A 21,688-nucleotide genomic window follows, 5' to 3' on the forward strand; every position below is an offset into this window, starting at 1 on the left:
GATTGCCCCGGCTGTCCAGTATCTCGCGTGCGTGTATGTCGATGATCGTGCTCATGATGCCAGTCCCTGAAGCTGCATTAGTTGTCAGCCTCATACCAGCACCCGGCAGAAAGTAAACGGGCGTCGTTACCGCTAACGTTCTTATTTCCCGACCTTTAGGGCTAACAATTCACTGTTTGCGCCAACGTGCGACGATCCGTCAGGCCGCGACGGCCAATTCGCGCGCCAGTCTGCGTTCGCGAATAAAGGTGTACATGCCCGACCCGATGATCAGCGACGCGCCTGCCAATGTCATCAAATCGGGACGCTCGCCAAACATCAGCATTCCGGCGGCGATTGAAAACACCAACCTAGTATAACGGAACGGTGTCAGGGCCGACGCCTCTCCGATCCGCATGGCGGTGACAATTCCGTAATAGCCCAGAACACCAAATCCTATGGCGCCCAGATAAGGTCCGATCTGCGGTGTTTGCAACGGAACAACAGGCTGAGCCGAGAACACCATAAGCACCGCCCCTGCCAATGCCACTGCGACATACGCCTGCAATGCCACAACAGACGAAGCCACGCGGACATCCAGCCGTCGGGTGATCAAATCGCGTGCCGCGATGGCCACGACGGTGGCGACGACAAACAGCGACTCGGGCTGGAACCCCTCCAGACCCGGCCGGATAATCATCAGGACACCGATGAATCCAACGCCAATCGCGCTCCACCGGCGCCAGCCGACCTGTTCACCCAAAAACAGCGCAGCCCCCATGGTTACCGCCAGCGGCATCGCCTGAAACACGGCAGCCACGGTGGACAATTCCACCAGCGACAGCGCGGTCACGAATGTCAGTGCGCCAAAGGCTTCAGCCGCGCCACGCGCCAGCGGCAAGGGCTGCCAAGCCACCGGATCAAAGATGCGTTTGCGCGTTGCCAACGACATCAGCACAAAGACGAGACCGCAGAACAGGCCCAGCACGATCATGATCTGGCCGGTCGGCACACTGATCGACAGGTGCTTGATAAACATGTCCTCAAGCGAGAAGGCCGCCATCGATGCGATGATCAGCAGAATGCCGTTTACGTTGTTCATTTGCGCGTCCGTTGGAATGGGCCGACAAAACATGAGCCCTTAAGGCACCAAAACCCCAACTGTTGCGACGTAGCAAGCAGAATTCCGACACGTTTGATGAATTGCCGTGAGGCGATCAATCTCGTTTCGTGATGGATCAGTCCTGTTCCAGCGGAACGCCGTACAGTTCCAGGCGGTGCCCCTTGAGGCGATACCCCAGCTTGGCCGCTATCTTTTCCTGCAACGCTTCGATCTCGGGGTCGACGAACTCGATCACTTCGCCCGACTGCATGTCGATCAGATGGTCGTGGTGATCGCGCTCGGCATCCTCGTACCGCGCGCGCCCGTCGCCGAATTCAAGTCGTTCGAGTATCCCCGCCTCTTCGAACAACTTCACGGTGCGATAAACCGTGGCGATCGAAATCCCCGAGTCCTCGGCCGAGGCGCGGGCATAAAGCTCTTCAACATCCGGGTGGTCCTCGCTTTGTTGCAGCACGTGCGCAATGGTTCGGCGCTGACCTGTCATGCGCAGGCCCTTGGCTTCGCAACGGGCGATGATCGTGTCGGACATAGTGACCCCCAGAGCTGTTCGGGTCTCTGTCTTAGTACGGATGCGCGTGCTGCGCCACAGGTGAATTGCCCTTTAAGCGGCGCGCTGCAAGTCCGCCCAGACCGGCAAATGGTCCGATGCGATATGCGCCGGACGTGCGTCGTGCACCCCGTGGGCCATCGCGGACAGCCCCTGCCCCAACGCAATCCGGTCCAGCGCGCCCAATGGCTGAGCCGCCGGGAAACTGGGTACGGGAGGCAGAAACCGCATGTCCGGGGCGAGGTGATCCAAAACCGGCTGACGAGACCATTCATTGAAGTCCCCGGCCCAGACCGTAGGCATTTGATTCAGATCGGAATCGAAGCGACGGATATGGGTAATCTGTTGCCGCCGCGAGGCTGGCAGTAGCCCCAGATGCATTCCCATCACACGCAGTGGGCCGATTTGGGTATCGAACTCTACACGTACGGCACCGCGCGGCTCCAGCCCCGGCAGATCATGATGCCCTGCCTGCCGCACGTGGATGGTGTCTCCTCGCCAGATGACTGCATTTCCGTGCCAGCCCAGACTGCCCGCTCCGCCGAGGTCGACCACCTGCCAACCAGATTCTTCGAGCATGAAATGCGGCAGTGCTGCCGGGCGCGGTGGCAAGCGTTTGTCGGCTTCCTGCAGGACCACGATATCGGCCTTCATCCCGTCCAGCACCTGAAGAATGCGCTGCGGTTGCCTGCGAAAGTCCAGGCCCACGCACTTCTGAATGTTATAGCTGGCCAACCTCAGGGTCGAATTATGTGTCATGGTGATCCGGGACTGTTGTCGCCCACAAGATGCCATGTGCAGAGGCGGTGGCAAGCCCCTGTTTCCAATCGGCGCCTGAGAACCCCGCTACGGCCTTGCCCCGAACGTACAACCATCAGAACCGATAGGTTGCCCCGATCACCGGGCCCGACTGGCTGAATGAATAGTCGTTACCGCTGATCTCATGATCAAACGAGATGTATCGATATCCACCTCGCAGCAGCCACCTGTCGTTGATCGCATAGTCCGCCGTCAGCAGGACCTGCCAGGTTTCGCTGCCACTGCGGAATCCGCCGTAGTCCAGAAACGCAGTTCCGGACCAGCTGTTGGTGAAAGCATAACGCGCGCGCGCTGCGACTACCGGATCCGTCCAGCTTTCATCGGCCGTCGCGCTCCGCCCCGGCGCGGTTCCGGGTGTCAGTAGAAAATCTGTGTCTGTGCTGTACCAGCGAAACCCGCCCGCCAGATCTACCTTGAGATCGATATCCTCGTACACTCGGTATCCCAGATAACCACTGAAAAATTGCGTTTTGACAGACGTGTTCAGGTTGCCATTCGCCGGCCCTGCCGTTGCAGTGTCAAAGGAAAGGTTGGTGTAATTGTAATCAGCCAAAACGCTCCAACGGCCGTTTGACGCGGCGAATGTGCCCATGAAGGCCATGTCAAGATTGCTGAGCGCATCGGAAAAGCTGAGCGTCGCGTCCAGATTACCCATCGGGGTGTTCAAGGATGTTTTTGTCTCGGGCATGAACAGATAAATCGTGGCCTCATAAGACCATTCCGATTGTTGCGCGGCCGAGGCGTGTGCCGTGAGAATTCCAGCAGCGGCTGTAAGGACCAAACTCAATGACTTACGGACTGAAACTAATCTAAAAAACATGGAATTTCTCCCTTCACCATCCAATGTTCCCCGCCCTGAGCGCAATCAGGTGAGTATTTTTTCAAGCTGCAGCCTCCGACGGTTCCCGGGCGCCTTGTGCAACAGGATTGATACCGGTTTCCGGAAAAAACTCGGCCCAGACGTGCCAGAAGATGCCCGCGCGCAGGGTTTCGACCCGTTGCAATTGACCCTGATCCGAGTGACCCCAGAAATTGCAGCGGGTTACTGGCTGGCCGCTGTCATTGTACCAGATGCCGAGGCTTTCGTATTTCGGGTCCAGGCTGACGACGACCTCCCGACCACCAACCCGTGCATTCACGATCCAGTTGTTGTCGATCACGAAATCATCGGTCCAACACGCCGCGTCCTGTCCGATCGTGATCCCCCAGACAAGGGTCTTGTTCGGCAACCGGTCATCCGAACGTTCCATATTGTCCATGACAGGGGCGTCCTCCTGATGCTGGCGGCCAATGCCCCAGCCAAAGGTGATTTCTGTCACGGTGTCCAACAAACGCAATAACGGATTCGGTGACGGCTTGTTCAGATAGACTTCACCTTCGGGAAAAGCCTTCTGGAACCCGCGGAAGGTCATTCGATATGTCGGCCAGGGCGTCATGCGCGCCTCGGGTCGCAGCGGACAGGTCGGGTCGGTCGTATCCCGGTCCGCCTCGCGGAAGCCATAGATGTGCTGGATCGGCTCGCCGGTCTCATTGTCGCGCAGGATCAGGTTGTTGCCATGCTGGGCCAGAACTTCAAGGTCCAGACGTTTGCCCTCGATCCGAGGGATGTAGCCCTGCCCCAGATTAGCCATGGCGCAATAAGTCATGACGACATCTTCACCGCCCAGACCGGCCTCGTTCCCCGCCAGGTGAGGACGCATGATCTGTGCATCAGGGTGAGCCCGTGCCTGACCGTTGTTTTCGATCACGATCACAGGCGCGGTCGGACCGACGTATTTGCGGGCCTCCGCGATCGGAAAATAGCTTGCGTCGTTCAGTTGGTTGCGCAGCCCCAGATGCACCCAGACATAGGGAAAGCCATAAAGCAGTAGAACAAGCAACGTCCCGATCACCCACGCCCACCGTGCGCCGCCACCGAAGATGAAATGCGACATGGTCGCCACAACAAACGCACCAAGGCCGATGGCAATCAACCGATACTCGTGCCGAATAAAGCGCACCATATTCTCGCGCTTGACCTTCAGCAGCATCTGCGACACGTCGCCGAGATCTCGGAAATAGAGGAACCCGATGCCGAGAGAAACGGCGAAACCCATTAAGAACAATATGTTGCCGAGCATTGCAGGCTCCTTACGTTCTGAACTCGAGGCTGGTCGCCCCTTCCCGTCTATTGCTGTGGCGATCCTCGTTTGACCATGAACGCCTCGACGGCCTTTTGCGTCTCGGGCCGGATGTTCTCGATCCCTTCATAAGGCACACCATAGGCCGGCTCTATGTCCGGGAACTTTTCTTTCCGAGCCATGTGACGGCCGAGGATACGCACGAATTCCTGCCCACCCCAGGCGCCGACCTCGGTCGAAACCGAGTATTCCTCGCGCGTGTCCCGATAGAGGTCGAAGAACTCGGCAACGATCGCGTTCTCGCCCGGCCCCGGCAATTTCAGCTTGAGCTGGTCCTTGACGATCGCCTCGGGTTTGGCGACCGAGTAGATGATGACATGATCGCGGCGCGCTTTGCTCTCATCGCCAAACAACAGCGCGGCCGATTGGTCCACTCCGTCGACCAGACGGTCCCTCGGAATAAACTGGTCGGCACCCGCGAATCGCGACAGTGTCGTATAGAGGTCCGAGACATGGATGATGCTGTTCAGTAATCCGTCAGCCTCGATCATTCCGGGCCAGCGGATAAAGGCATCGACGCGCACGCCGCCCTCGGTCGTGTCGCCCTTGCCCCCGGCATAGATCATCGGCGTAAACCCGGACTGGGGCGCGTATTTGGTAAAGTGGCCGTTGTCTCCCATAACGACAACGATCGTGTTTTCAGCTACCCCGAGTTCGTCCATGCGTGTGAACAAATCGCCCAGCCACTGATCCAGCAGTTGCATCTTGTCAACGTAGAGCCCGCCATTCGCGCTTTCCGGTCCCTCCCGTCCGGCGCGCGTATTGTCCAGCGGAATCATGGGCCAGTACTGCAGGAAGAACGGCTCTTCCCCGCTGGAAAGTCGTTCAAGCTCTTCCAGTGTTTTATCCTGGAAGGCCTGATTCATCTCATCATACTTGGCGGCATTCCAACGCTCGCCGCTTTCCATCCGAATTTCGCGAATGGGCCCTCCGGTCTCACCTTCGATCACGGTCATCATTGCCGACGCGTCCGGGCGGAACCAATCGTCTATCGTGTATTTGTCATCGTAGTCCCGGATCGCGACAGAAACCTGTTCCCGGATCGCATCGTCGTTGAAAATTGTCAGCTGGCCCTGTTGGTGAATTGCGTGCTGGGCATAGTCGAATCCCTGGTTCATCGCCCAGCTTTCGGCAATATCCCCCATGTGCCATTTGCCGACATGGCTGGTGGCATAGCCTGCCTGCTTGAGCACTTCGGCCAGCGTCACCTCATCGCCCGGCAATCCAAATCCGGCAATGTCGACGGTCGTGTCCCCCATTCCCATGCGTACCGGCAAACGTCCGGTCATCTGTGCCACACGTGTCGGCGTGCACGACGGTTCGGTATACATCCGCACCATTCGCATCGCCTCGTCCGAGAAATCGTTGATGTTGGGTGTCTGGTACCCGCGCACTGCGTTCAGTTCCGGAATACCCATGTCGCCGAATCCCATGTCATCGATCAAAACGCTTACGATGTTGGGCGGCTTGCCCCCGTTACCCTCCTGAAACGCGGCCAGTTCCGCGTCAACTGCGGCATCATCTTCGGCCCATTGTGCGCCATGCTGTGCCTCAAGGATGTAGTATTCCGCGTCATGTGAAATAGGAGTGTCCTGCGCAAACACCGGCGCGGCGGTCAGGCAGGAAACGAACGAACAAAACAATCTCAAATTCATGTAACTTCCTCACCTGACTTGGGTTTTTTCCGTGACCAGAGGAACGGGTCTCTCATATTTTTACATTCTAATCTAAAAATGCCATTTTTTCCAAACGTGGCGCCGGCTGATTTCCCAAGCGCTGAATTACAAAACAAATCGCCGGGCATTCAAACCGGCAACCGTCACTTCATCACGATGAAATTCACAAACCAAAACGGCCAGCGTTATAGGCGGGACAACGACCTTGGCTCCCTATTTTTCAGGTTCCACAGAACGTGGCGTGGACCACTTCGCTCTCGGTTGGTGGTCGCGACAGATCCGCGTTCTCAGGCTGATCAGTGAACGGCTGCGCCAATACCGCGTTCAGCCGATGGAACGGCGCGTAATCACCGTTCACGGCCGCTTGTATCATTTGCTCGACCCGGTGGTTTCGCGGTATGAAAGCCGGGTTCGCTTCATTCATCACTGTTTGCGGATCGGTTTCTCGCTGCAACCGCGCCTGCCAGCCCTCCGCCCAACTGTCGAATGCCTCGGGATCGGTGAACTGGTCCCGCGTCTTATCACCGGACAGGGCTCGGAATGTGTTGGTGAAGTCCGCCTGGTTCTGCGCCATTCGCGTCAAAAGGTCCGAGATCAATTGCAGGTCGCCCGCCTCCACCGTCCGCAGGCCAATCTTGGCCCGGAACCGGTCCAGCCAGTGCTGCTGCATCAGTTCAGGCATTGCGTGGACGATCTCGGTCGCTTCTTCAACAGCGGCTTCCTTGTCCTCGAATTGCTGGATCAACGACGTCGCGAGCTGCGCGAGATTCCAAACCGCAATGTCAGGTTGGTTCGAATACGCATACCGGCCCATCCTGTCGATCGAACTGTAGACCGTGTTCGGGTGGTAGGAATCCATGAAGGCGCATGGGCCATAGTCGATGGTCTCACCGGCAATCGAGCAATTGTCGGTATTCATCACGCCATGAATGAACCCGACACTCATCCAATCAGCAATCAATCGCGCCTGGGTGTCCCGAACACCGCGCAACAGACCCATCGGACCGTCCGCCTGTGGGTAATGCCGGGCAATGGCGTATTCGGTCAGTTGCCGCAAACGGTCCAGTTGCCCTCGCGCCGCAAAGACCTGAAATGTCCCCACCCGCAGATGGCTTTGCGCCACGCGCGTCAGGATGGCACCGGGCATCGGACCTTCGCGCAATACGATCTCACCGGTCTCTACCGCCGCCAGCGCGCGCGTTGTCGGTATGCCCAGCGCGTGCATTGCCTCGGACACGACATATTCGCGCAGAACCGGCCCCAGCCACGCGCGTCCATCGCCTTGCCGGGAAAAGGGCGTTCGGCCGGAACCTTTCAGTTGAATATCCCGCCGGACTCCGTCTGCGCCGACGGTTTCCCCCAGCAGGATTGCCCGCCCATCGCCCAATTGTGGATTGTAATGGCCGAACTGATGGCCGGAATACAGCTGCGCCAAGGGTTCGGCCCCATCGGGGACGGCGTTGCCGGCAAAGGTTTCCGCCATTTCCTGCAGGTCTCCGGGCGAGATGTTCAGGATTTGTGACAGCGGCTCGTTGAAGGCAACCATCCTTGGAGCCCGGACCGGTTCGGGCGCCTGCCGTGCATAGAAACTGTCCGGAAGACGGGCATAACTGTTGTCAAAAGGGATCGTCAGGGTCATGAGGCAAACATAATTTGTACGCCCGCAATTGCCATAGCGTATCGGCCCTAGCCCCGGCATAATTGCGGCCAAACGTTCGAGGATACTATGACCGCCCAACAGATCATCGACCACCTGAACCTGCAACGTCATCCCGAGGGCGGCTGGTACCGTGAGACGTGGAAGGCAGACAATCCCGGCCGGGCTACAGGCACCTGCATCTATTTCCTGCTGCAAGCGGGTGAAAGCAGCCACTGGCACCGCGTCGATGCCACCGAGATATGGCTTTATCATTCCGGTGCACCGCTGGTTCTGTCGATGAGTGAAACGGATCAGGGGCCCGCAACCGATCATGTGCTGACGCCGGATCTTTCCGTCGGCGCACCCCAACTGATCGTTCCCAAAGGACATTGGCAGGCGGCCCGCAGCACCGGAGACTACACTCTGGTCAGTTGTACGGTCTCGCCGGGTTTCGAGTTCGAGAGTTTCGAACTGGCCGAGCCCGGTTTTGATATTCCCCGGGCTTGATCCCCTGTGGCGGGCATCTACAGTCACGATATGGATCATCGCGCCCTGATAGCTTCACTACCACCGGAAACCAAAGACCAGCTGCAGAAACGATCGGACAAAGCCGGGCTGAGGCATCTGGGGTATTATTTCGCCGTATTGGCCGCGCTCAGCGCCGGGATTTTGGCGCAGGTGCCACTCTGGCCGCTGCTGATCCTGCCTCAGGGCGTCATGCTGGTTTTCGTGTTCACGCTCAGCCACGAATGCACCCACAAGACGCCGTTTAAATCCGGGTGGTTGAATGAGGCGGTCGGGCACCTAGTTTCCCTGCCCATCGCCCTGCCCTTTGTCTGGTTCCGCTACTTTCATCTGGCGCACCATAAGTGGACCAATGACCCTGAGCGTGATCCGGAGCTCGGAGGCAAACCCCGGCCCGACAATTGGCCCAACCTGTTGGCTTACCTGAGCGGCTGGTTCTACTGGACCGGTATGGCAAAGGTGCTGGTGATGAACGCGTCTGGACGCATCGACGCCCCCTATCTGCCACGACGTCAACACGGCGCGATGAAAACCGAAGCCCGCGTGCTCCTGAGCCTTTATGGTCTTGCCGGGCTAAGCCTGTTCTTTTCAACGGCGCTGTTCTGGGTTTGGATACTACCCGTTTTGGTCGGGCAACCGGTTCTGCGCCTTTATCTGCTGGCGGAACACGGCCTGTGCCCGCCTGTGGCAAACATGCTTGAGAACTCGCGGACGACCTTTACCAGCCGGATCATCCGTTTTTTGGCGTGGAACATGCCTTACCATGCTGAGCATCATTCCTTTCCGAATGTCCCTTTCCACCAGTTGCCGGCTTTCCATCAATGGACCCAGGCCCACCTGAAGTCGACCTCGGACGGCTATACAGAATTTACCGCAGAGTACGCGCGTTCTTTGTCGCGTTAACCGTTTCCGACAGCGCCCCTGATCGGAGCCGAAACCGTTCCGCCACCCACAAGCGCACTCACACCTGTGGTTCCGGGACCGGACGTCGGCAATCCGCGCCCCACACGCACGGCGAGATAGGCAAAGGCCTGCGCTTCGAGCATATCGCCATCCAGACCGACGGCCTCAACCGGTTCGACTGGGCAGTCCAGCGAAACCCGCAACATTTCCATCAACACCGGATTGTGCCGCCCTCCGCCGGTGACCAGAACGCGTACAGGCGGTTTCGGGCAATGTTCCATACCCTTGGCGACACCGGCAGCACACATGGCTGTCAAGGTGGCAACGGCGTCCGCATCGTTCAATTGCTGAACCAGTTTGATCATCTCGGAAAAGTCATTGCGATCCAGAGATTTCGGTGGCATGCGGGCAAAGAATGGCTCTGCCAGAAACAGCTCGAGCGCACCGGGTTCGACTGTTCCGTTGCGGGCAACGGCACCATCGCGGTCCATCTGTTGTCCAAGTCGGGCTTGCATCAGGTCATCAACCGGTGCGTTCGCGGGGCCGGTATCAAAAGCCAATAGCGCCCCCGGTGCCTCGGGCCCGTCAAAGGACGGGTCTACAAACGTCAGGTTGCCCACCCCACCAAGGTTGAGAAAGCACAAGGGAGCCTCGGCACCGATCCACTTGGCGCAGGCAAAGTGAAAGAACGGTGCCAGAGGGGCACCCTCTCCACCCATTGCAACGTCATCGCTGCGGAAATCCCAGACCACCGGCAGGCCAAGCGCCTGCGCCAGACCAATCCCGTCCCCAACTTGCAGCGTCCCGCGACCGCGCGGTTCATGCGCAAGGGTTTGGCCGTGAAACCCGATCAAACTCACATCTTCAAACTCGGACAACAGTTCGGCATGCGCCCGCGTCACCAACTCGCCCGCGGCTTCGACCTGCGCGCCGTGCCACTGGCCCAATGCTCGGCGCAACTGGGCACGTTCAGCTTCGGAATAGGCGCGATACCTGGATGGACCGAATTCGGAAATCCTGTGCCCGTCGGTTTCCACCACGGCCGCGTCAACGCCATCCAGCGACGTACCGGACATCGCCCCCAAAGCTCTGATCGCCCCGACTTTCCTGTTGGTCCGGCTCACGCTCACCTCATTTGTCTTGTATTCTACCGTACCGGTGCTTCGGCGCAGCGCGCTCAACCTGCCTTTTTACCGGTGCCCAAGGCAAGCCTCATCACTCAAAAGGCACCCATTTTGACGCTATGTGAGCGCAGGACACAACAGAAACCCCAGTCGTTACTTTTTGCAAAAGTTGCGTCAAACCGGTTCCTGAGTAACCATCGCAACAGATTAACCCCCACAGAATTGGTGCAGATCCGCCCGAGAAACCCATGGCCGACACAAAAACATCGCAGCAGCCATCCGAAGGCCGAAACTACCAGCTGATCTTCTGGTCGGGCTCGCTGGCAACGATCGGCACGCAGTTGGTAAACCCGAACCTTGTGCTGCCTTTTCTGTATCTGGCTTTGGGAGCACCTACGTTTTTTGCGGGCATGTTGCTGCCGTTTGTGACCGGCTCGCGTCTCATTGCCGAAATCTTCATGTCCCCGTTCATCAACCGGGTGACCCGTGCAAAACTGGCAGTTTACGTGCCCAATATTCTGACCGCCACTGTACTGGCCGTCCTAGCCCTGTTCGCGACGGGCCTGCCCAACGTGCTGATTGTATTGCTGTTCCTGACGACAGCCACGGTTATGGGTCTTTGTCAGGGTATCACCAGCCTTGGCACCAGCCAGATTTACGGCATTTCCGTTCCGGAAGCGAAACGCAACCGGATGGTGTTTGCGCAGGCAACCATCTCCGGCATTCTGGCTATCGCTGTCGTCTGGGTCACGCGCGACCTGTTGGCCTCTGACCAACCCATGCAGCGCCATATCGTCGTGTTGTGGTGCGGAGTCGTTGCCATGTTCGCCGCCGGCGTCAGTTTTGCCGGGGTACGCCTGCTGGAAGAAGAGCAGGCCCACGCGCCGACGCCAAAGAAAAAGCCGAAACCCCTGACCGAGTTGGTGACCGGTTTCAAAACAGGCATGGCCTATTCCTGGTATCGCAAGTTTCTTCTCGCACGACTGATCTTCGTCTCGGTAGAGCTCGCCATGCCGTTCTACACCATCCATGCAGCCACCTTTCATGTCGGTACAAAACACTCCCTCAGCTATTTCGTAATCGCAGCAAGCTTAGGAATGGTTCTCGGATCCTTGCTGTGGGGGTGGCTCAGCGGACGCATCTCGGTCAAGCCGGTGATGTGGCTCGGATGCCTGATCTCGACCATGTCAGCCGTTCTGGCGCTTGTATTCACGTTTTTAGGTTATGCACAGGACGTATGGGTGTACGCACTGGTCATACTGCTTCTGTCGCTGGGTGGAAACGGAGTGATCTACGGCCGCTACCTTTACATCATCGAGATGACGACTGAGAAAGAGCGGCCCTACCTCGTCGCGCTGGGAGATGTCAGCGCGGGTCTGGTCGGCATGGTCTTCGCTGCAATCCTCGGAGCGGTTGCGCATCTGCACGATCCGATCACCCCAATCTTTGCGTTGGCGGCGCTGAATCTGTTCGCCATGCTCTATGCTTTTCGCCTGCCCCCGACCAAATCCTGACCCGGTCAGCCCAAGCGTTATTCTTTGAAAGGGTGCCTTGTCCTTGCCAATTCCCATGCCCACAGGGTGCCTTGGGTGTTTCCGCAGTGAATTAGATCTGAAGCCCTGGGGAAATCGTAAAAAGACTTTGGCTTGGCCAGATGCCGTTTATTCAACTCCGGCAAAGAAGCGCAGGGCCAACGTCAGCCAGACCTTCATGCATTCAGTCGATTCTCGGCTTTGCGTCAACCATCACAGTAACGTTTACCATGCTTGGTTTGGAAACATGAGGCATGACATGATCCAGGAAGCTTCGTACTATTCATATGCGCAGAATGCGTGTGTGGAACGGTAGTCGTAATAGTTGATGTAGTTATGTTCGGATTTTGTAAGCGCGGGCCGGCCGATTTCTGGAAAGGTCTGACCAACCCTTCCCTGACCGCAGTCGCAATCGCACTGTTTATTCCGGTGATTTTTATCATTGCGGCGGTCGCGATTGGCCCACGCCTTCTGACTGGCGACACGTACAAATTATTCATGGTGAGTCCTTATGACCGGCACACGCTGGTCAGCCATCGCATATTAAACGGGGTGCCGTCGGATCGTCCGGCCGTGGTGATACTCGGGTCGTCGACTATGGTCTTTTGCGTCAATGAGGCATTGGATCTGGATGGTATTGTCGGCGCCGCGTCTGGCAAAAACTACAATGTTATCAACCTTTCAACCCCGGCCCAGTCCACGGTTGAAATGGCTGCCATCTTGGCAGAGCTCGAATTGCCACCCGGAAGTGTGGTTGTTGCCGGGCTCAACATTGGCATGTTCCGCTCGGTGGTCTACAGCGAGGAAGACAACGCGGTGGCAAATGCCCTTAAGAACCCTCGCTTTGCCTTCCATTCCGAGTTGCTGGAAGACGAGGCTGAGCTTCTTGGAATAGACGTGCCGATCCATACGGACATCTACGCCCTGGTAAATGCCAAGTTCTTCTTGTCCCGTAAGAAAGAAATTCTGGTCAACCTGATTCGCGGAGGGCGCGAACCTGCTGATCCGCTGACAGAGTATTGGGTCAATATTGTGGACAATGATGAGTATCGGGCGAAAGAATTAGACGAGTTAGAAACTTTAATCCAAGAATACCGAGACCTGAAAAACCAGAGTTTTGAGGTGCTGGAGCGGATAATTGAGCGCGAACGTGCGCGCAGCGGTACTTCGTTTGTTTTGATGGAAGCACCGGTAAATCCTGGTTGGTATACAATTCCAGCTGGTGCAACACTATTCGAAACCTTCAAGAAAGACGTGCAAGAATTCGCGGAGGCCAGCGGAACAACCTATTTTTCGGTGCAGGATCACGCCAATTTTCAACAGAAGGATTTTCTGGATTTCGACGGCCACCTGAAAAACGACGAAGCGCGCTTAAAGTGTACACATGCGATCGGAGCGTCATTGGGTGGAGTTCAGGGGGAGGTATGAACGGAAAGCGCTTCAGAATCGACTGGTTGTTCGTAGGGCAGATCGTTCAGGGGATCGTTTTGGGCTGCCTTTTGACCCTGGCGCTTGCTGAAATGGCTACCCTGGCCGGAGACGTTCGTCTGTTTCGGTATCAGAATTTTTAACTGCACGTGGCATTTAGATGATCCAAAGTCCCATATTCTGGTTGGTTCTGGCGACAACGGTACTGGTGTATTGGAACTTGCCACAGCGATTTCGTTTCGCGTTCCTGGCGTCGGCGTCGTACCTCTATCTGGCGTGGCTGGAACCGGTCGGGTCGACGGTTTTGATCGGGTGGGTTTTGTTCTTTTTCTATTTCGCGCCACAGGCCATCGCAGATAACAGGCGCGGACACCTCACTCTTTTGGCTCTTGTTGGTGCCATTCTCTGCTATCTTTTCTGGTACAAGTACCTCCCCGCTCTGGTCCAGCTTCTGGGGGACGCCACACCGGGGTTAGCAATCGCCGTCCCACTGGGGATCAGTTATTTCTCGTTCAAGCTGATCCATTACGCGGTAGAAGTCGCGCGCGGCAATATCACAGACAGATCGCTGTCCCGGTTTTTCTGCTACATCTTTCTTTTCCCGATATTTACGGCGGGTCCGATTCAGAGATTTGACCATTTCATCGCAAACACGTCCGAGACCTGGGACCGGCAGTTTGCCATCGAAGGTCTCACCCGTATCATACATGGCATCATCAAGATTTTTCTGTTGGCGCAGTTTCTGAACCCTTTCCTGTATGGCGGCATCATGCCGCCAAGCAGCGAACGGTTACTCACACACTTTGACAGCTACAGTGCGGCGCAGATCTGGATCTTTCTGGGAATAACATATCTGTATGCCTATTTGGATTTCAGCGCCTATACCGACATAGCCATCGGTGCGTCGCGGCTGTTTGGGTTCCGTATCATGGAAAACTTCAACTGGCCGATCCTGGCCGTTAATATCCAGGATTTCTGGCGTCGTTGGCACATGACGCTTGCCGGATGGTGCCAAAGCTACATTTACCTTCCTGTGCTGGCTCGGACGCGAACACCCTATGCCGCGGTATTCGCCACATTTACCGTCATGGGGTTGTGGCATGGCGCTACTGCCGGATGGCTTATGTGGGGCCTTTACCACGCGACTGGCGTTTCCCTCTACATGACCTGGGCACGAACAGCGCGTCGGTTTTTATGGTGGCGCAGACTATCGCAGAGCCCTTTGAGATATCAGGGTATCCTGTTTACCTTTGCGTTCGTAACTGGAAGCTACGCATTCTCTTCAATGGGTGGGGATTGGAGAGATTCATTGCGCGTTTTCATGGCTTTATTCGGTATCAGACTATGAACAGAGCGCTCGTCGATACCGCAAATGACGAATGGTTGGGAAACGGTTTCCTTCGCTCCGCCAAGGCGTCACCGGATGCCCCGGCGCTTTCGATAGCGGGGACCGAGGTCAGCTATGGCGACCTTTTGGACCGAGCCATACGTATTGCCCACGCATGCGAAAGCACTGTAACCGGCGACAGCCGTTTGACCGCCATTTTGGCAACCCACAGCATTACGGCCTATGCCGGTATACTGGGTGCCCTCATAGCAGGGAATGGCTATGTCCCTCTCAATCCGAAGATGCCGGCGCAGCGGCTAAATTTCATGCTTGGTCATTCCGGCTGTGCAACCGTCATCATCGACAGCGACCGCGAAGCTTTGATCGGTGAAGTCATTCAGGGCTTCAAGGGGCTGACGCTGATTTTTGCCGACCGCTATGACGTTTCCGACTTGGACGAACTCTATCCGGACCATACGGTACTCGGCATCCCGACTGACATGCCGCCGCGGCAATCGCCTGCACCGTCAGTGGTCGATCCGGCCTACATCCTTTATACATCCGGCAGCACAGGCTCACCAAAGGGTGTTGCGGTTTCCCATGCCAATGTTGCTCATTTCCTGTCGGTTGCAGAACAACGCCTGAACCTCTCTGCCAGTGATCGCTTCTCGCATATGTTCGACCTCAGTTTCGATCTGTCGATTTTCGACATGTTCATGACATGGAAAGTTGGCGGTTGCCTGTGTGTGCCGTCAGAAGAAGATCGTGCCTTGCCGGTCGATTACATCACGCGTGACCGGATCACCGTCTGGTTCTCGGTACCGTCGCTGGCAACTCTCATGGACCGATTAAGACAGCTTGAGCCGGGGCGCTTTCCAGCTATCCGGGTGAGCCTCTTTTGTGGCGAGGCGCTATTGTCCGAAACCGCGCGTGCGTGGTGTGCTGCCACTCCAAACGCGCCTTTGCATAACATCTACGGGCCGACCGAAGTCACGCTTGCCTGCACGTGGTATGAATTTGACGATCAAGCGGACCATGGCGACATCGTTCCAATAGGCATGCCCTTTGATGGAATGGCGGCGCTTGTGGCCGGTCCGCATTTTACCGAGGTCGCGCCCGGCGCGGAAGGCGAACTGATGATGTGTGGCCCGCAGGTTGCGATGGGGTATTGGCGCGATCCTGAATTGACGGCAGGAGCATTCGTGGCCCACCCTGAAACTGGCGAGCGCTACTATCGCACCGGCGACTTGGTGTTGCGCCCTTCAACCGAAAGTGAACCAATCCAGTATGTTGGACGACGGGATTACCAGGTAAAGATCCGCGGTTTCCGGGTCGAGTTGGGAGAAATCGAGGCAATTGTTCGAAAAGCCAGCGGTGCCGCACGATCCGTTGTACTGGGCTGGCCACTTAGGGATGGGCAGCCACAGGGGCTTGTCGCGTTTCTCGAGTGCACCTCATTTGACGAGCGTGCGACCCGAGCGTCCATCGCGCAGCAGCTTCCCGAATATATGCTGCCAAAAAAGTTGATCGCCGTTCCGGAATTCCCAAATAATACCAATGGGAAGATAGATCGTCGGGTGTTGACTGGACTGTTGTGAGTGTGAATTCGGAGGAGTAGATGGCAATAACAAAAGGCTCAGTCATTGAATACCTGACCAGCGTACATTGTGTAACCTCGTCCGAGATTGGCGGAGATACCCCACTGTTCAGCAATGGTTTGATCGACTCCTTCGCCATGATAGATTTGGTGTCCTTCATCGAACAGGATCTGGGGAAGCGTATGAAACCCTCAGACATTACCCTCGACAACTTGGACACAGTGGACAGGATTGTCGCGTTTGTCGAAGACCGAGGATAACCGATGACAGAGACGCAGGGGATAATTGTTCTGAGTTGCCCGCGTTCGGGATCGACGCTTTTGCGGCGACTGCTGGGTGGGCATTCAAACATCTCGGCACCGGGCGAGACCTATTTGCTGTCCGCCTGTGCCCGTTTTCTGAAGGAAGCCCCTGTTGTGGGCGGAATAAACGTTGGGGTTCTGAACGGGCTTGGTTTCCTGGGGTTTTCCGATGACGAAGTGATCGCACGGCTTAGAAAATTTGCCTTTGATTTCCACAGCGAGCATGCAGCAAAGGAAGGAAAGCCCCGTTGGGTCGAAAAGACTGCCGTTGACGCCTTCCACGTTCGTGAAATCGAACGCCTCTGCGCAGATCACGCGCAATTCATCTGCGTTGTGCGGCATGGGCTGGACGTCGCGTGTTCCATGCTCGATTGGGCGTACAAGGCTCAGTCCGTGCCCGATGAGATTCACGACTACGTCAAACGCACTCCGCGGCTTCTTGAGGCTTTTGCCTTGGCCTGGCGGGATAGTACCGATGCCATTTGCGATTTCGCCGCGCGGCACCCGAATAACACTCAGGTCATTCGCTACGAAGATTTGGTGGCGGATCCGGAGACCGTTCTAGCGGCGGTTCTGAAAAACCTGGGTGAAGACTTCGAAGAGGGAATGCTGAAAACTGCCTTGCAGGAGCGTGATCCAAAGGGTTTCAGCGATTGGAAAACGTTCTCGAAAAGCTCTGTTCAGAACGATAGCGTCGCGCGTTGGAAGAAGCTGGCGCCGGATGCGATCAGCATGCTCGCACCAATTGTTAACCCTGCCTTAAGCCGCAACGGATATGACGAAGTGCAAGTTACGGCTGCGTTTGATCAGGACCGTGCGCGGGAAAGATACGTAACCGGGCTGCTTTTGCAGTCGATGCGATCGGAAGGCGAGAAGCCTTAGTTCCAATCCTGTCCTTTCCCAGATAGGGCTGGCTCACGAAGGTGGATTGAACCGGGCGTACCTTTGCACAGCCGGGCATTCGGTACAGAATGAATCCCCGGATGGCATATGCGGCATTTCCGTTGTTTTAAGGATAAGCGCTGGATAATGCTCGACCGATTTTCAGGCATCAAACCTGTACACAACATATTTGAATTCCCAATGGCTAGTGACTGGACATTCCCGAGGACATAGGGAATTAGAAAACCATGTCTCACGGCACTTCTGATTTGCGTGCAGACAAGCGGGTCAGTTTGACATTTACCGACCCTAAACTCACACCTGCCCTTACTGAGAGGGCCAAAGCATAAGGCCTGTTAAGCGTTATGAACTACCACCCCAAATCGGAATTCATCGCCACGATGATCGAGCGCGGCTTTCTCGCCGACTGCACCGATTATCAGGGCCTTGACGACGCGCTGATCAGTGGGGTGCAAACTGCCTATATCGGGTATGACGCCACCGCGCAGTCGCTGCACGTCGGACACCTGATGAACATCATGGTCCTGCGCTGGTTGCAAAAATGCGGCCACAAACCGATCACCCTGATGGGTGGCGGCACGACCAAGGTGGGCGATCCCTCATTCCGCTCGGACGAACGCCCCCTGCTGGGCCCCGAACAAATCGAGGCCAATATCGCGGGCATGAAGCAGGTCTTCGCCAAGTACCTGTCCTATGACGACAGCGAAACCGGCGCACTTATGCTGAACAATGCCGAATGGCTGGACAGCCTGAACTACCTCGATTTCCTGCGCGATATCGGGCGACATTTCTCGGTCAACCGGATGCTGTCATTTGAGTCCGTTAAATCGCGGCTGGACCGCGAACAGTCGCTGAGCTTTCTCGAGTTCAACTACATGATCCTGCAGGCCTATGACTTCCTCGAGCTGAACCGCCGCTATAACTGCGTTTTGCAGATGGGCGGCTCGGACCAGTGGGGCAACATCGTCAACGGGGTCGACCTGACCCGCCGCGTACTGGATCACGAGATCTATGGCTTGACCACACCTCTGCTGACCACCAGCGATGGGCGCAAGATGGGTAAATCGCAGGGCGGTGCGGTGTGGCTGAACGGCGATATGCTGTCGTCTTACGAGTTTTGGCAGTTCTGGCGCAACACCACCGACGCTGACGTGGGCCGGTTCCTGAAAATCTTCACCGAGTTGCCAGTCGATGAATGCGACCGTCTGGCAGCTCTGCAGGGCTCCGAGATCAACGAGGCAAAGATCCGCCTCGCCAATGAAGTTACAGGTCTGCTTCACGGCGCTGAGGCCGCCGCCAAGGCCGAAGCGACCGCCCGCGAAGTGTTTGAAAAGGGCGGCGTGGGCGGCGATCTGCCCTCGTTCGTACTCGACGCCAACGCTTTGAAAGTGTTGCCGGGAATTGAGCTGGGAAAAGATGACGGTGAGATGTACTGTGCTGCGGCTGCATTGTTCGTCGAAGCCAAGCTGAGCAAGTCCGGGAAAGACGCGAAACGCCTGATTTCGGAAAAGGGCGCTCTTGTTAATGACGTCGCTGTAACAAGCGATTTCCCATTTGTTTCAGTTTCGGAATTGAAGAAACCGACAAAGCTGAGTGCAGGTAAGAAACGCCACGCACTGGTCCAAATCGGCTGACCTCAACAAGCCAATAAAAAGTCAAAGGCCACCAACGCAGAGGTGGCCTTTTTCATTTTCGCATCACCGGTTGTTTTTGCCGCCACCACGACCCGGTTTATCACCACTTTCATCGTCGTTGGCGTTATTGCCACGTCCGGGGCTTTCGCCTTCCGGTCCGTTTCCGTGGCCGTTGTTGCCCTTCCCGCCGCCTTTACCCGGACCATCGCCGCCTTTGCCGCCTCCGTGGCCGCCTTTGCCTGGCCCGTCGCCACCTTTGCCGGGTCCCTTCCCGGGGCCGTCATCGCCACCATCACCAGGGCCGTCATCGCCACCGTCACCCGGACCGTCATCGCCACCGTCACCCGGACCGTCATCACCACCATCGCTGGGACCGTCGTTACCACCATCACCGGGCCCGTCATCGCCACCATCACCGGGGCCGTCGTCCCCACCATCGCCGGGACTGTCATTGCCGCCATCGCCGGGATCGTCGTTACCGATACCGTCATTGGGGCTTTCATTTCCGCCACCGCCGGGCGATCCGCCGCCCGGGGCAGAAGAATCCCCATCCTGAGCCAGATCAGAGCTGCGATCTTCACCGCGGTTGGCATCGCCGGCGCTCCCGATCGACGCCGTTGGCAGATCCGTCAAAAGTGCGGCAAGCCCGGGGCACTGCGCGCCGGTCACGCGAAGGGTCGTTTCGAAATCCGCGCGCCTTTGAAGGCGCTCCAGAAAGCTTGGGGTCACCTGCGCGCAATCACATAGCGCTGCGTAGTCGCCTGCATTGGCAAGGTTGCGTGCCGTGCTGCCGTTGCATGTTTCAGGTGCGGCCTCAGCTGCCCCTACAATCAGAATTCCCACGAACGGGGCGGCCGCAATCGCGCCCATGGTCTTACTCTTTAACTTTCGCATATCGTTACCTCCTTGCACAAAAACACCAAGGTGCGTCAGGTTCTTCGATCACGAAGTGGCGAACTTGCGTGAAGGGCAGATAAAGAACTGCTGAGGATATGTTCAGAAAACCCTTCTTGGCCCCGTAAATCCGTCAATTGCGATGCATTGCCCCGTCATATCGGTAGACACAGGCGGATCAGCACGATAAATGAACAAGTGTTCAAATCCCGGAAGGAGACCACCATGCACCTGTCCACCACCGCAGCCATCATCACCGGAGGTGCCTCTGGTCTGGGCGAGGCCACAGCGCGATACTTCGCTGAGCAAGGCGCACAAGTCACGATCCTGGACCGTGATACCGAACGCGGTGAACAGGTTGCAGGTGAGATTGGCGGGCACTTTGCACAAACGGACGTGACGGACGAGGACTCGGTCGCTGCGGCCATTTCGCTGGCGATGGAAAAGATGGGCCGGATCACTGCCGTAGTGAACTGTGCAGGCATTGCTTACGGGATCAAGACAGTGGGCAAGGACGGCCCCCACCCTCTGGACGCCTTTCAGCGCACCATCGATATCAATCTGGTCGGCACATTTAATGTGTCCCGGCTGGCCTCGGCCGAGATGGCCAAGAATGCTCCGGAACCTGATGGTGCCCGCGGTGTGATCATCAACACAGCCTCCATTGCAGCGTTTGACGGACAAAAGGGACAAGCCGCCTATGCCGCGTCCAAAGGGGGGGTTGTGGGCATGACGCTGCCCATGGCACGCGATCTGGCGTCGACCGGCATCCGCGTGATGACCATCGCGCCGGGTATCTTCATGACCCCAATGCTGGCGGGGTTACCGGAAGAGGTACAGCAACAACTGGCCTCAGACGTTCCCAACCCCGCGCGACTGGGTGACCCGCGAGAATACGGCCGGCTCGCCGGTTTCATCGTCGAATTGGGTTACCTGAACGGAGAGGTCATCCGCATCGACGGCGCGCTGCGCATGCGCTAGGCATGTCGCATGACCGAACGGGAAAAGATGCAAGCAGGAGCTTGGTATTGCTGCCTGGACCTTGAACTAGAAGCGTTGCGCGCCAAAGCGCGTCGTGCCGTTCATGCGCACAACTCCTGCGATCCCGATACACGCGGCGCAATGGCACCCGCCTTACGGGACCTTTTTGCTAACGCCGGGAAGGGTTGCTTTCTCGAGGCGCCTTTTCATTGCGCCTATGGTGTGAACATTCACCTGGGCAAGCGGGTCTATTTCAACGCCGGTTGCGCCATTCTGGACACTGCGCGGGTTCAAATCGGGGACGACACCATGTTCGGCCCAAACGCTCAAATCTATTGCGCGCAACACGCAAAAGACCCTGCCGAGCGCGCCCGAGGTCTGGAAATCGCCCGGCCCGTCACGATCGGCAGAAACGTCTGGGTTGGCGGTGGCTCCATCATCCTACCCGGAGTGACGGTTGGCGACGAAGCGATAGTCGGAGCCGGCAGCGTAGTCACCAAGGACGTGGCCAAGGGCAAAACGGTCGGTGGGAACCCGGCACGTATCCTTATGTAAAACCACGTTTCATTGCACT

At 57.1% G+C, this 21,688-nt stretch carries 21 protein-coding genes; 12 read left to right on the forward strand and 9 right to left on the reverse strand.

Annotation, left to right across the window (positions count from 1 at the left end):
• Positions 1 to 199: 199 nt before the first annotated feature.
• The 7 genes from AC2TDJ_RS13870 to AC2TDJ_RS13900 all read right to left on the reverse strand — a co-directional run bounded on the left by AC2TDJ_RS13870 (position 200) and on the right by AC2TDJ_RS13900 (position 7,963).
• Positions 200 to 1,081: a DMT family transporter gene (locus tag AC2TDJ_RS13870; protein WP_480843041.1), complete on the reverse strand. Its 882-nt coding sequence runs from the start codon at positions 1,079 to 1,081 to the stop codon at positions 200 to 202.
• Between the two features lie 136 nt (positions 1,082 to 1,217).
• Positions 1,218 to 1,631 (reverse strand): Fur family transcriptional regulator, encoded by a 414-nt coding sequence (locus AC2TDJ_RS13875; protein WP_480843042.1) that lies wholly within the window; start codon positions 1,629 to 1,631, stop codon positions 1,218 to 1,220.
• Between the two features lie 72 nt (positions 1,632 to 1,703).
• Complete coding sequence (locus tag AC2TDJ_RS13880) at positions 1,704 to 2,408, reverse strand: endonuclease/exonuclease/phosphatase family protein (RefSeq protein ID WP_480843043.1); 705 nt, start codon at positions 2,406 to 2,408, stop codon at positions 1,704 to 1,706.
• A 115-nt stretch (positions 2,409 to 2,523) separates the two neighbouring features.
• The gene (locus AC2TDJ_RS13885) at positions 2,524 to 3,288 is read right to left on the reverse strand and encodes an outer membrane protein (protein WP_480843044.1); all 765 of its coding nucleotides are present in this window, start codon (positions 3,286 to 3,288) and stop codon (positions 2,524 to 2,526) included.
• A gap of 61 nt (positions 3,289 to 3,349) precedes the next feature.
• Complete coding sequence (locus tag AC2TDJ_RS13890) at positions 3,350 to 4,588, reverse strand: DUF3179 domain-containing (seleno)protein (RefSeq protein WP_480843045.1); 1,239 nt, start codon at positions 4,586 to 4,588, stop codon at positions 3,350 to 3,352.
• 47 nt (positions 4,589 to 4,635) lie between these two features.
• Positions 4,636 to 6,303, reverse strand: coding sequence for a sulfatase-like hydrolase/transferase (locus tag AC2TDJ_RS13895; RefSeq protein WP_480843046.1), 1,668 nt, complete (start codon positions 6,301 to 6,303; stop codon positions 4,636 to 4,638).
• Between the two features lie 241 nt (positions 6,304 to 6,544).
• Positions 6,545 to 7,963: a protein adenylyltransferase SelO gene (locus tag AC2TDJ_RS13900; RefSeq protein WP_480843047.1), complete on the reverse strand. Its 1,419-nt coding sequence runs from the start codon at positions 7,961 to 7,963 to the stop codon at positions 6,545 to 6,547.
• Positions 7,964 to 8,050: 87 nt separating this feature from the next.
• On the opposite strand from AC2TDJ_RS13900, the gene AC2TDJ_RS13905 reads away from it, so the two are divergent.
• Both AC2TDJ_RS13905 and AC2TDJ_RS13910 read left to right on the forward strand, forming a co-directional pair.
• Complete coding sequence (locus AC2TDJ_RS13905) at positions 8,051 to 8,470, forward strand: cupin domain-containing protein (RefSeq protein ID WP_480843048.1); 420 nt, start codon at positions 8,051 to 8,053, stop codon at positions 8,468 to 8,470.
• Between the two features lie 30 nt (positions 8,471 to 8,500).
• Complete coding sequence (locus AC2TDJ_RS13910) at positions 8,501 to 9,391, forward strand: fatty acid desaturase (RefSeq protein ID WP_480843049.1); 891 nt, start codon at positions 8,501 to 8,503, stop codon at positions 9,389 to 9,391.
• On the opposite strand, the gene AC2TDJ_RS13915 is transcribed toward AC2TDJ_RS13910, so the two are convergent.
• Complete coding sequence (locus AC2TDJ_RS13915) at positions 9,388 to 10,515, reverse strand: anhydro-N-acetylmuramic acid kinase (protein ID WP_480843050.1); 1,128 nt, start codon at positions 10,513 to 10,515, stop codon at positions 9,388 to 9,390. The genes AC2TDJ_RS13910 and AC2TDJ_RS13915 overlap by 4 nt on opposite strands.
• 248 nt (positions 10,516 to 10,763) lie before the next feature.
• Here AC2TDJ_RS13915 and AC2TDJ_RS13920 point away from each other — a divergent pair, with 248 nt between their 5' ends.
• The 8 genes from AC2TDJ_RS13920 (at position 10,764) to tyrS (ending at position 19,239) form a co-directional block, all read left to right on the forward strand.
• Positions 10,764 to 12,029 carry an MFS transporter gene (locus tag AC2TDJ_RS13920; RefSeq protein WP_480843051.1) on the forward strand — a complete coding sequence of 422 codons (1,266 nt, stop codon included), beginning with the start codon at positions 10,764 to 10,766 and terminating at the stop codon, positions 12,027 to 12,029.
• Positions 12,030 to 12,383: 354 nt separating this feature from the next.
• Positions 12,384 to 13,475, forward strand: a complete 1,092-nt coding sequence (locus AC2TDJ_RS13925) for a hypothetical protein (RefSeq protein WP_480843052.1) — start codon at positions 12,384 to 12,386, stop codon at positions 13,473 to 13,475.
• On the forward strand, positions 13,472 to 13,618 hold the full coding sequence (locus AC2TDJ_RS13930; protein WP_480843053.1) for a hypothetical protein: 147 nt from the start codon (positions 13,472 to 13,474) through the stop codon (positions 13,616 to 13,618). The genes AC2TDJ_RS13925 and AC2TDJ_RS13930 overlap by 4 nt, the downstream gene beginning before the upstream one ends.
• Positions 13,619 to 13,635: 17 nt before the next feature.
• Entirely contained in the window at positions 13,636 to 14,823 is a 1,188-nt protein-coding gene (locus AC2TDJ_RS13935) for an MBOAT family O-acyltransferase (RefSeq protein WP_480843054.1), read from the forward strand.
• On the forward strand, positions 14,820 to 16,400 hold the full coding sequence (locus tag AC2TDJ_RS13940) for an amino acid adenylation domain-containing protein (protein WP_480843055.1): 1,581 nt from the start codon (positions 14,820 to 14,822) through the stop codon (positions 16,398 to 16,400). The genes AC2TDJ_RS13935 and AC2TDJ_RS13940 overlap by 4 nt, the downstream gene beginning before the upstream one ends.
• Positions 16,401 to 16,420: 20 nt before the next feature.
• The gene (locus tag AC2TDJ_RS13945) at positions 16,421 to 16,660 is read left to right on the forward strand and encodes an acyl carrier protein (RefSeq protein WP_480843056.1); all 240 of its coding nucleotides are present in this window, start codon (positions 16,421 to 16,423) and stop codon (positions 16,658 to 16,660) included.
• A 3-nt stretch (positions 16,661 to 16,663) separates the two neighbouring features.
• Positions 16,664 to 17,584 (forward strand): sulfotransferase family protein, encoded by a 921-nt coding sequence (locus AC2TDJ_RS13950; RefSeq protein WP_480843057.1) that lies wholly within the window; start codon positions 16,664 to 16,666, stop codon positions 17,582 to 17,584.
• Positions 17,585 to 17,949: 365 nt separating this feature from the next.
• Positions 17,950 to 19,239 carry a tyrosine--tRNA ligase gene (gene tyrS / locus AC2TDJ_RS13955; protein WP_480843058.1) on the forward strand — a complete coding sequence of 430 codons (1,290 nt, stop codon included), beginning with the start codon at positions 17,950 to 17,952 and terminating at the stop codon, positions 19,237 to 19,239.
• Positions 19,240 to 19,302: 63 nt separating this feature from the next.
• Here tyrS and AC2TDJ_RS13960 read toward each other — a convergent pair whose 3' ends face one another.
• A complete protein-coding gene (locus tag AC2TDJ_RS13960; RefSeq protein WP_480843059.1) occupies positions 19,303 to 20,133 on the reverse strand; it encodes a hypothetical protein in 831 nt (276 codons plus the stop codon).
• Positions 20,134 to 20,358: 225 nt separating this feature from the next.
• Here AC2TDJ_RS13960 and AC2TDJ_RS13965 point away from each other — a divergent pair, with 225 nt between their 5' ends.
• Both AC2TDJ_RS13965 and AC2TDJ_RS13970 read left to right on the forward strand, forming a co-directional pair.
• Complete coding sequence (locus AC2TDJ_RS13965) at positions 20,359 to 21,114, forward strand: 3-hydroxyacyl-CoA dehydrogenase (RefSeq protein WP_480843060.1); 756 nt, start codon at positions 20,359 to 20,361, stop codon at positions 21,112 to 21,114.
• A gap of 9 nt (positions 21,115 to 21,123) precedes the next feature.
• Entirely contained in the window at positions 21,124 to 21,669 is a 546-nt protein-coding gene (locus AC2TDJ_RS13970; RefSeq protein ID WP_480843061.1) for a sugar O-acetyltransferase, read from the forward strand.
• Positions 21,670 to 21,688: the final 19 nt, after the last annotated feature.

This window comes from Ruegeria sp. HKCCD6647-2, assembly GCF_057221075.1.

Coding starts and splice junctions, on each gene's coding strand:
- AC2TDJ_RS13870 (WP_480843041.1), bottom strand. CDS start 1,081: ATGAACAACGTAAACGGCATTCTGCTGATCATCGCATCGATGGCGGCC.
- AC2TDJ_RS13875 (WP_480843042.1), bottom strand. CDS start 1,631: ATGTCCGACACGATCATCGCCCGTTGCGAAGCCAAGGGCCTGCGCATG.
- AC2TDJ_RS13880 (WP_480843043.1), bottom strand. CDS start 2,408: ATGACACATAATTCGACCCTGAGGTTGGCCAGCTATAACATTCAGAAG.
- AC2TDJ_RS13885 (WP_480843044.1), bottom strand. CDS start 3,288: ATGTTTTTTAGATTAGTTTCAGTCCGTAAGTCATTGAGTTTGGTCCTT.
- AC2TDJ_RS13890 (WP_480843045.1), bottom strand. CDS start 4,588: ATGCTCGGCAACATATTGTTCTTAATGGGTTTCGCCGTTTCTCTCGGC.
- AC2TDJ_RS13895 (WP_480843046.1), bottom strand. CDS start 6,303: ATGAATTTGAGATTGTTTTGTTCGTTCGTTTCCTGCCTGACCGCCGCG.
- AC2TDJ_RS13900 (WP_480843047.1), bottom strand. CDS start 7,963: ATGACCCTGACGATCCCTTTTGACAACAGTTATGCCCGTCTTCCGGAC.
- AC2TDJ_RS13905 (WP_480843048.1), top strand. CDS start 8,051: ATGACCGCCCAACAGATCATCGACCACCTGAACCTGCAACGTCATCCC.
- AC2TDJ_RS13910 (WP_480843049.1), top strand. CDS start 8,501: ATGGATCATCGCGCCCTGATAGCTTCACTACCACCGGAAACCAAAGAC.
- AC2TDJ_RS13920 (WP_480843051.1), top strand. CDS start 10,764: ATGGCCGACACAAAAACATCGCAGCAGCCATCCGAAGGCCGAAACTAC.
- AC2TDJ_RS13925 (WP_480843052.1), top strand. CDS start 12,384: ATGTTCGGATTTTGTAAGCGCGGGCCGGCCGATTTCTGGAAAGGTCTG.
- AC2TDJ_RS13930 (WP_480843053.1), top strand. CDS start 13,472: ATGAACGGAAAGCGCTTCAGAATCGACTGGTTGTTCGTAGGGCAGATC.
- AC2TDJ_RS13935 (WP_480843054.1), top strand. CDS start 13,636: ATGATCCAAAGTCCCATATTCTGGTTGGTTCTGGCGACAACGGTACTG.
- AC2TDJ_RS13940 (WP_480843055.1), top strand. CDS start 14,820: ATGAACAGAGCGCTCGTCGATACCGCAAATGACGAATGGTTGGGAAAC.
- AC2TDJ_RS13945 (WP_480843056.1), top strand. CDS start 16,421: ATGGCAATAACAAAAGGCTCAGTCATTGAATACCTGACCAGCGTACAT.
- AC2TDJ_RS13950 (WP_480843057.1), top strand. CDS start 16,664: ATGACAGAGACGCAGGGGATAATTGTTCTGAGTTGCCCGCGTTCGGGA.
- tyrS (WP_480843058.1), top strand. CDS start 17,950: ATGAACTACCACCCCAAATCGGAATTCATCGCCACGATGATCGAGCGC.
- AC2TDJ_RS13960 (WP_480843059.1), bottom strand. CDS start 20,133: ATGCGAAAGTTAAAGAGTAAGACCATGGGCGCGATTGCGGCCGCCCCG.
- AC2TDJ_RS13965 (WP_480843060.1), top strand. CDS start 20,359: ATGCACCTGTCCACCACCGCAGCCATCATCACCGGAGGTGCCTCTGGT.
- AC2TDJ_RS13970 (WP_480843061.1), top strand. CDS start 21,124: ATGACCGAACGGGAAAAGATGCAAGCAGGAGCTTGGTATTGCTGCCTG.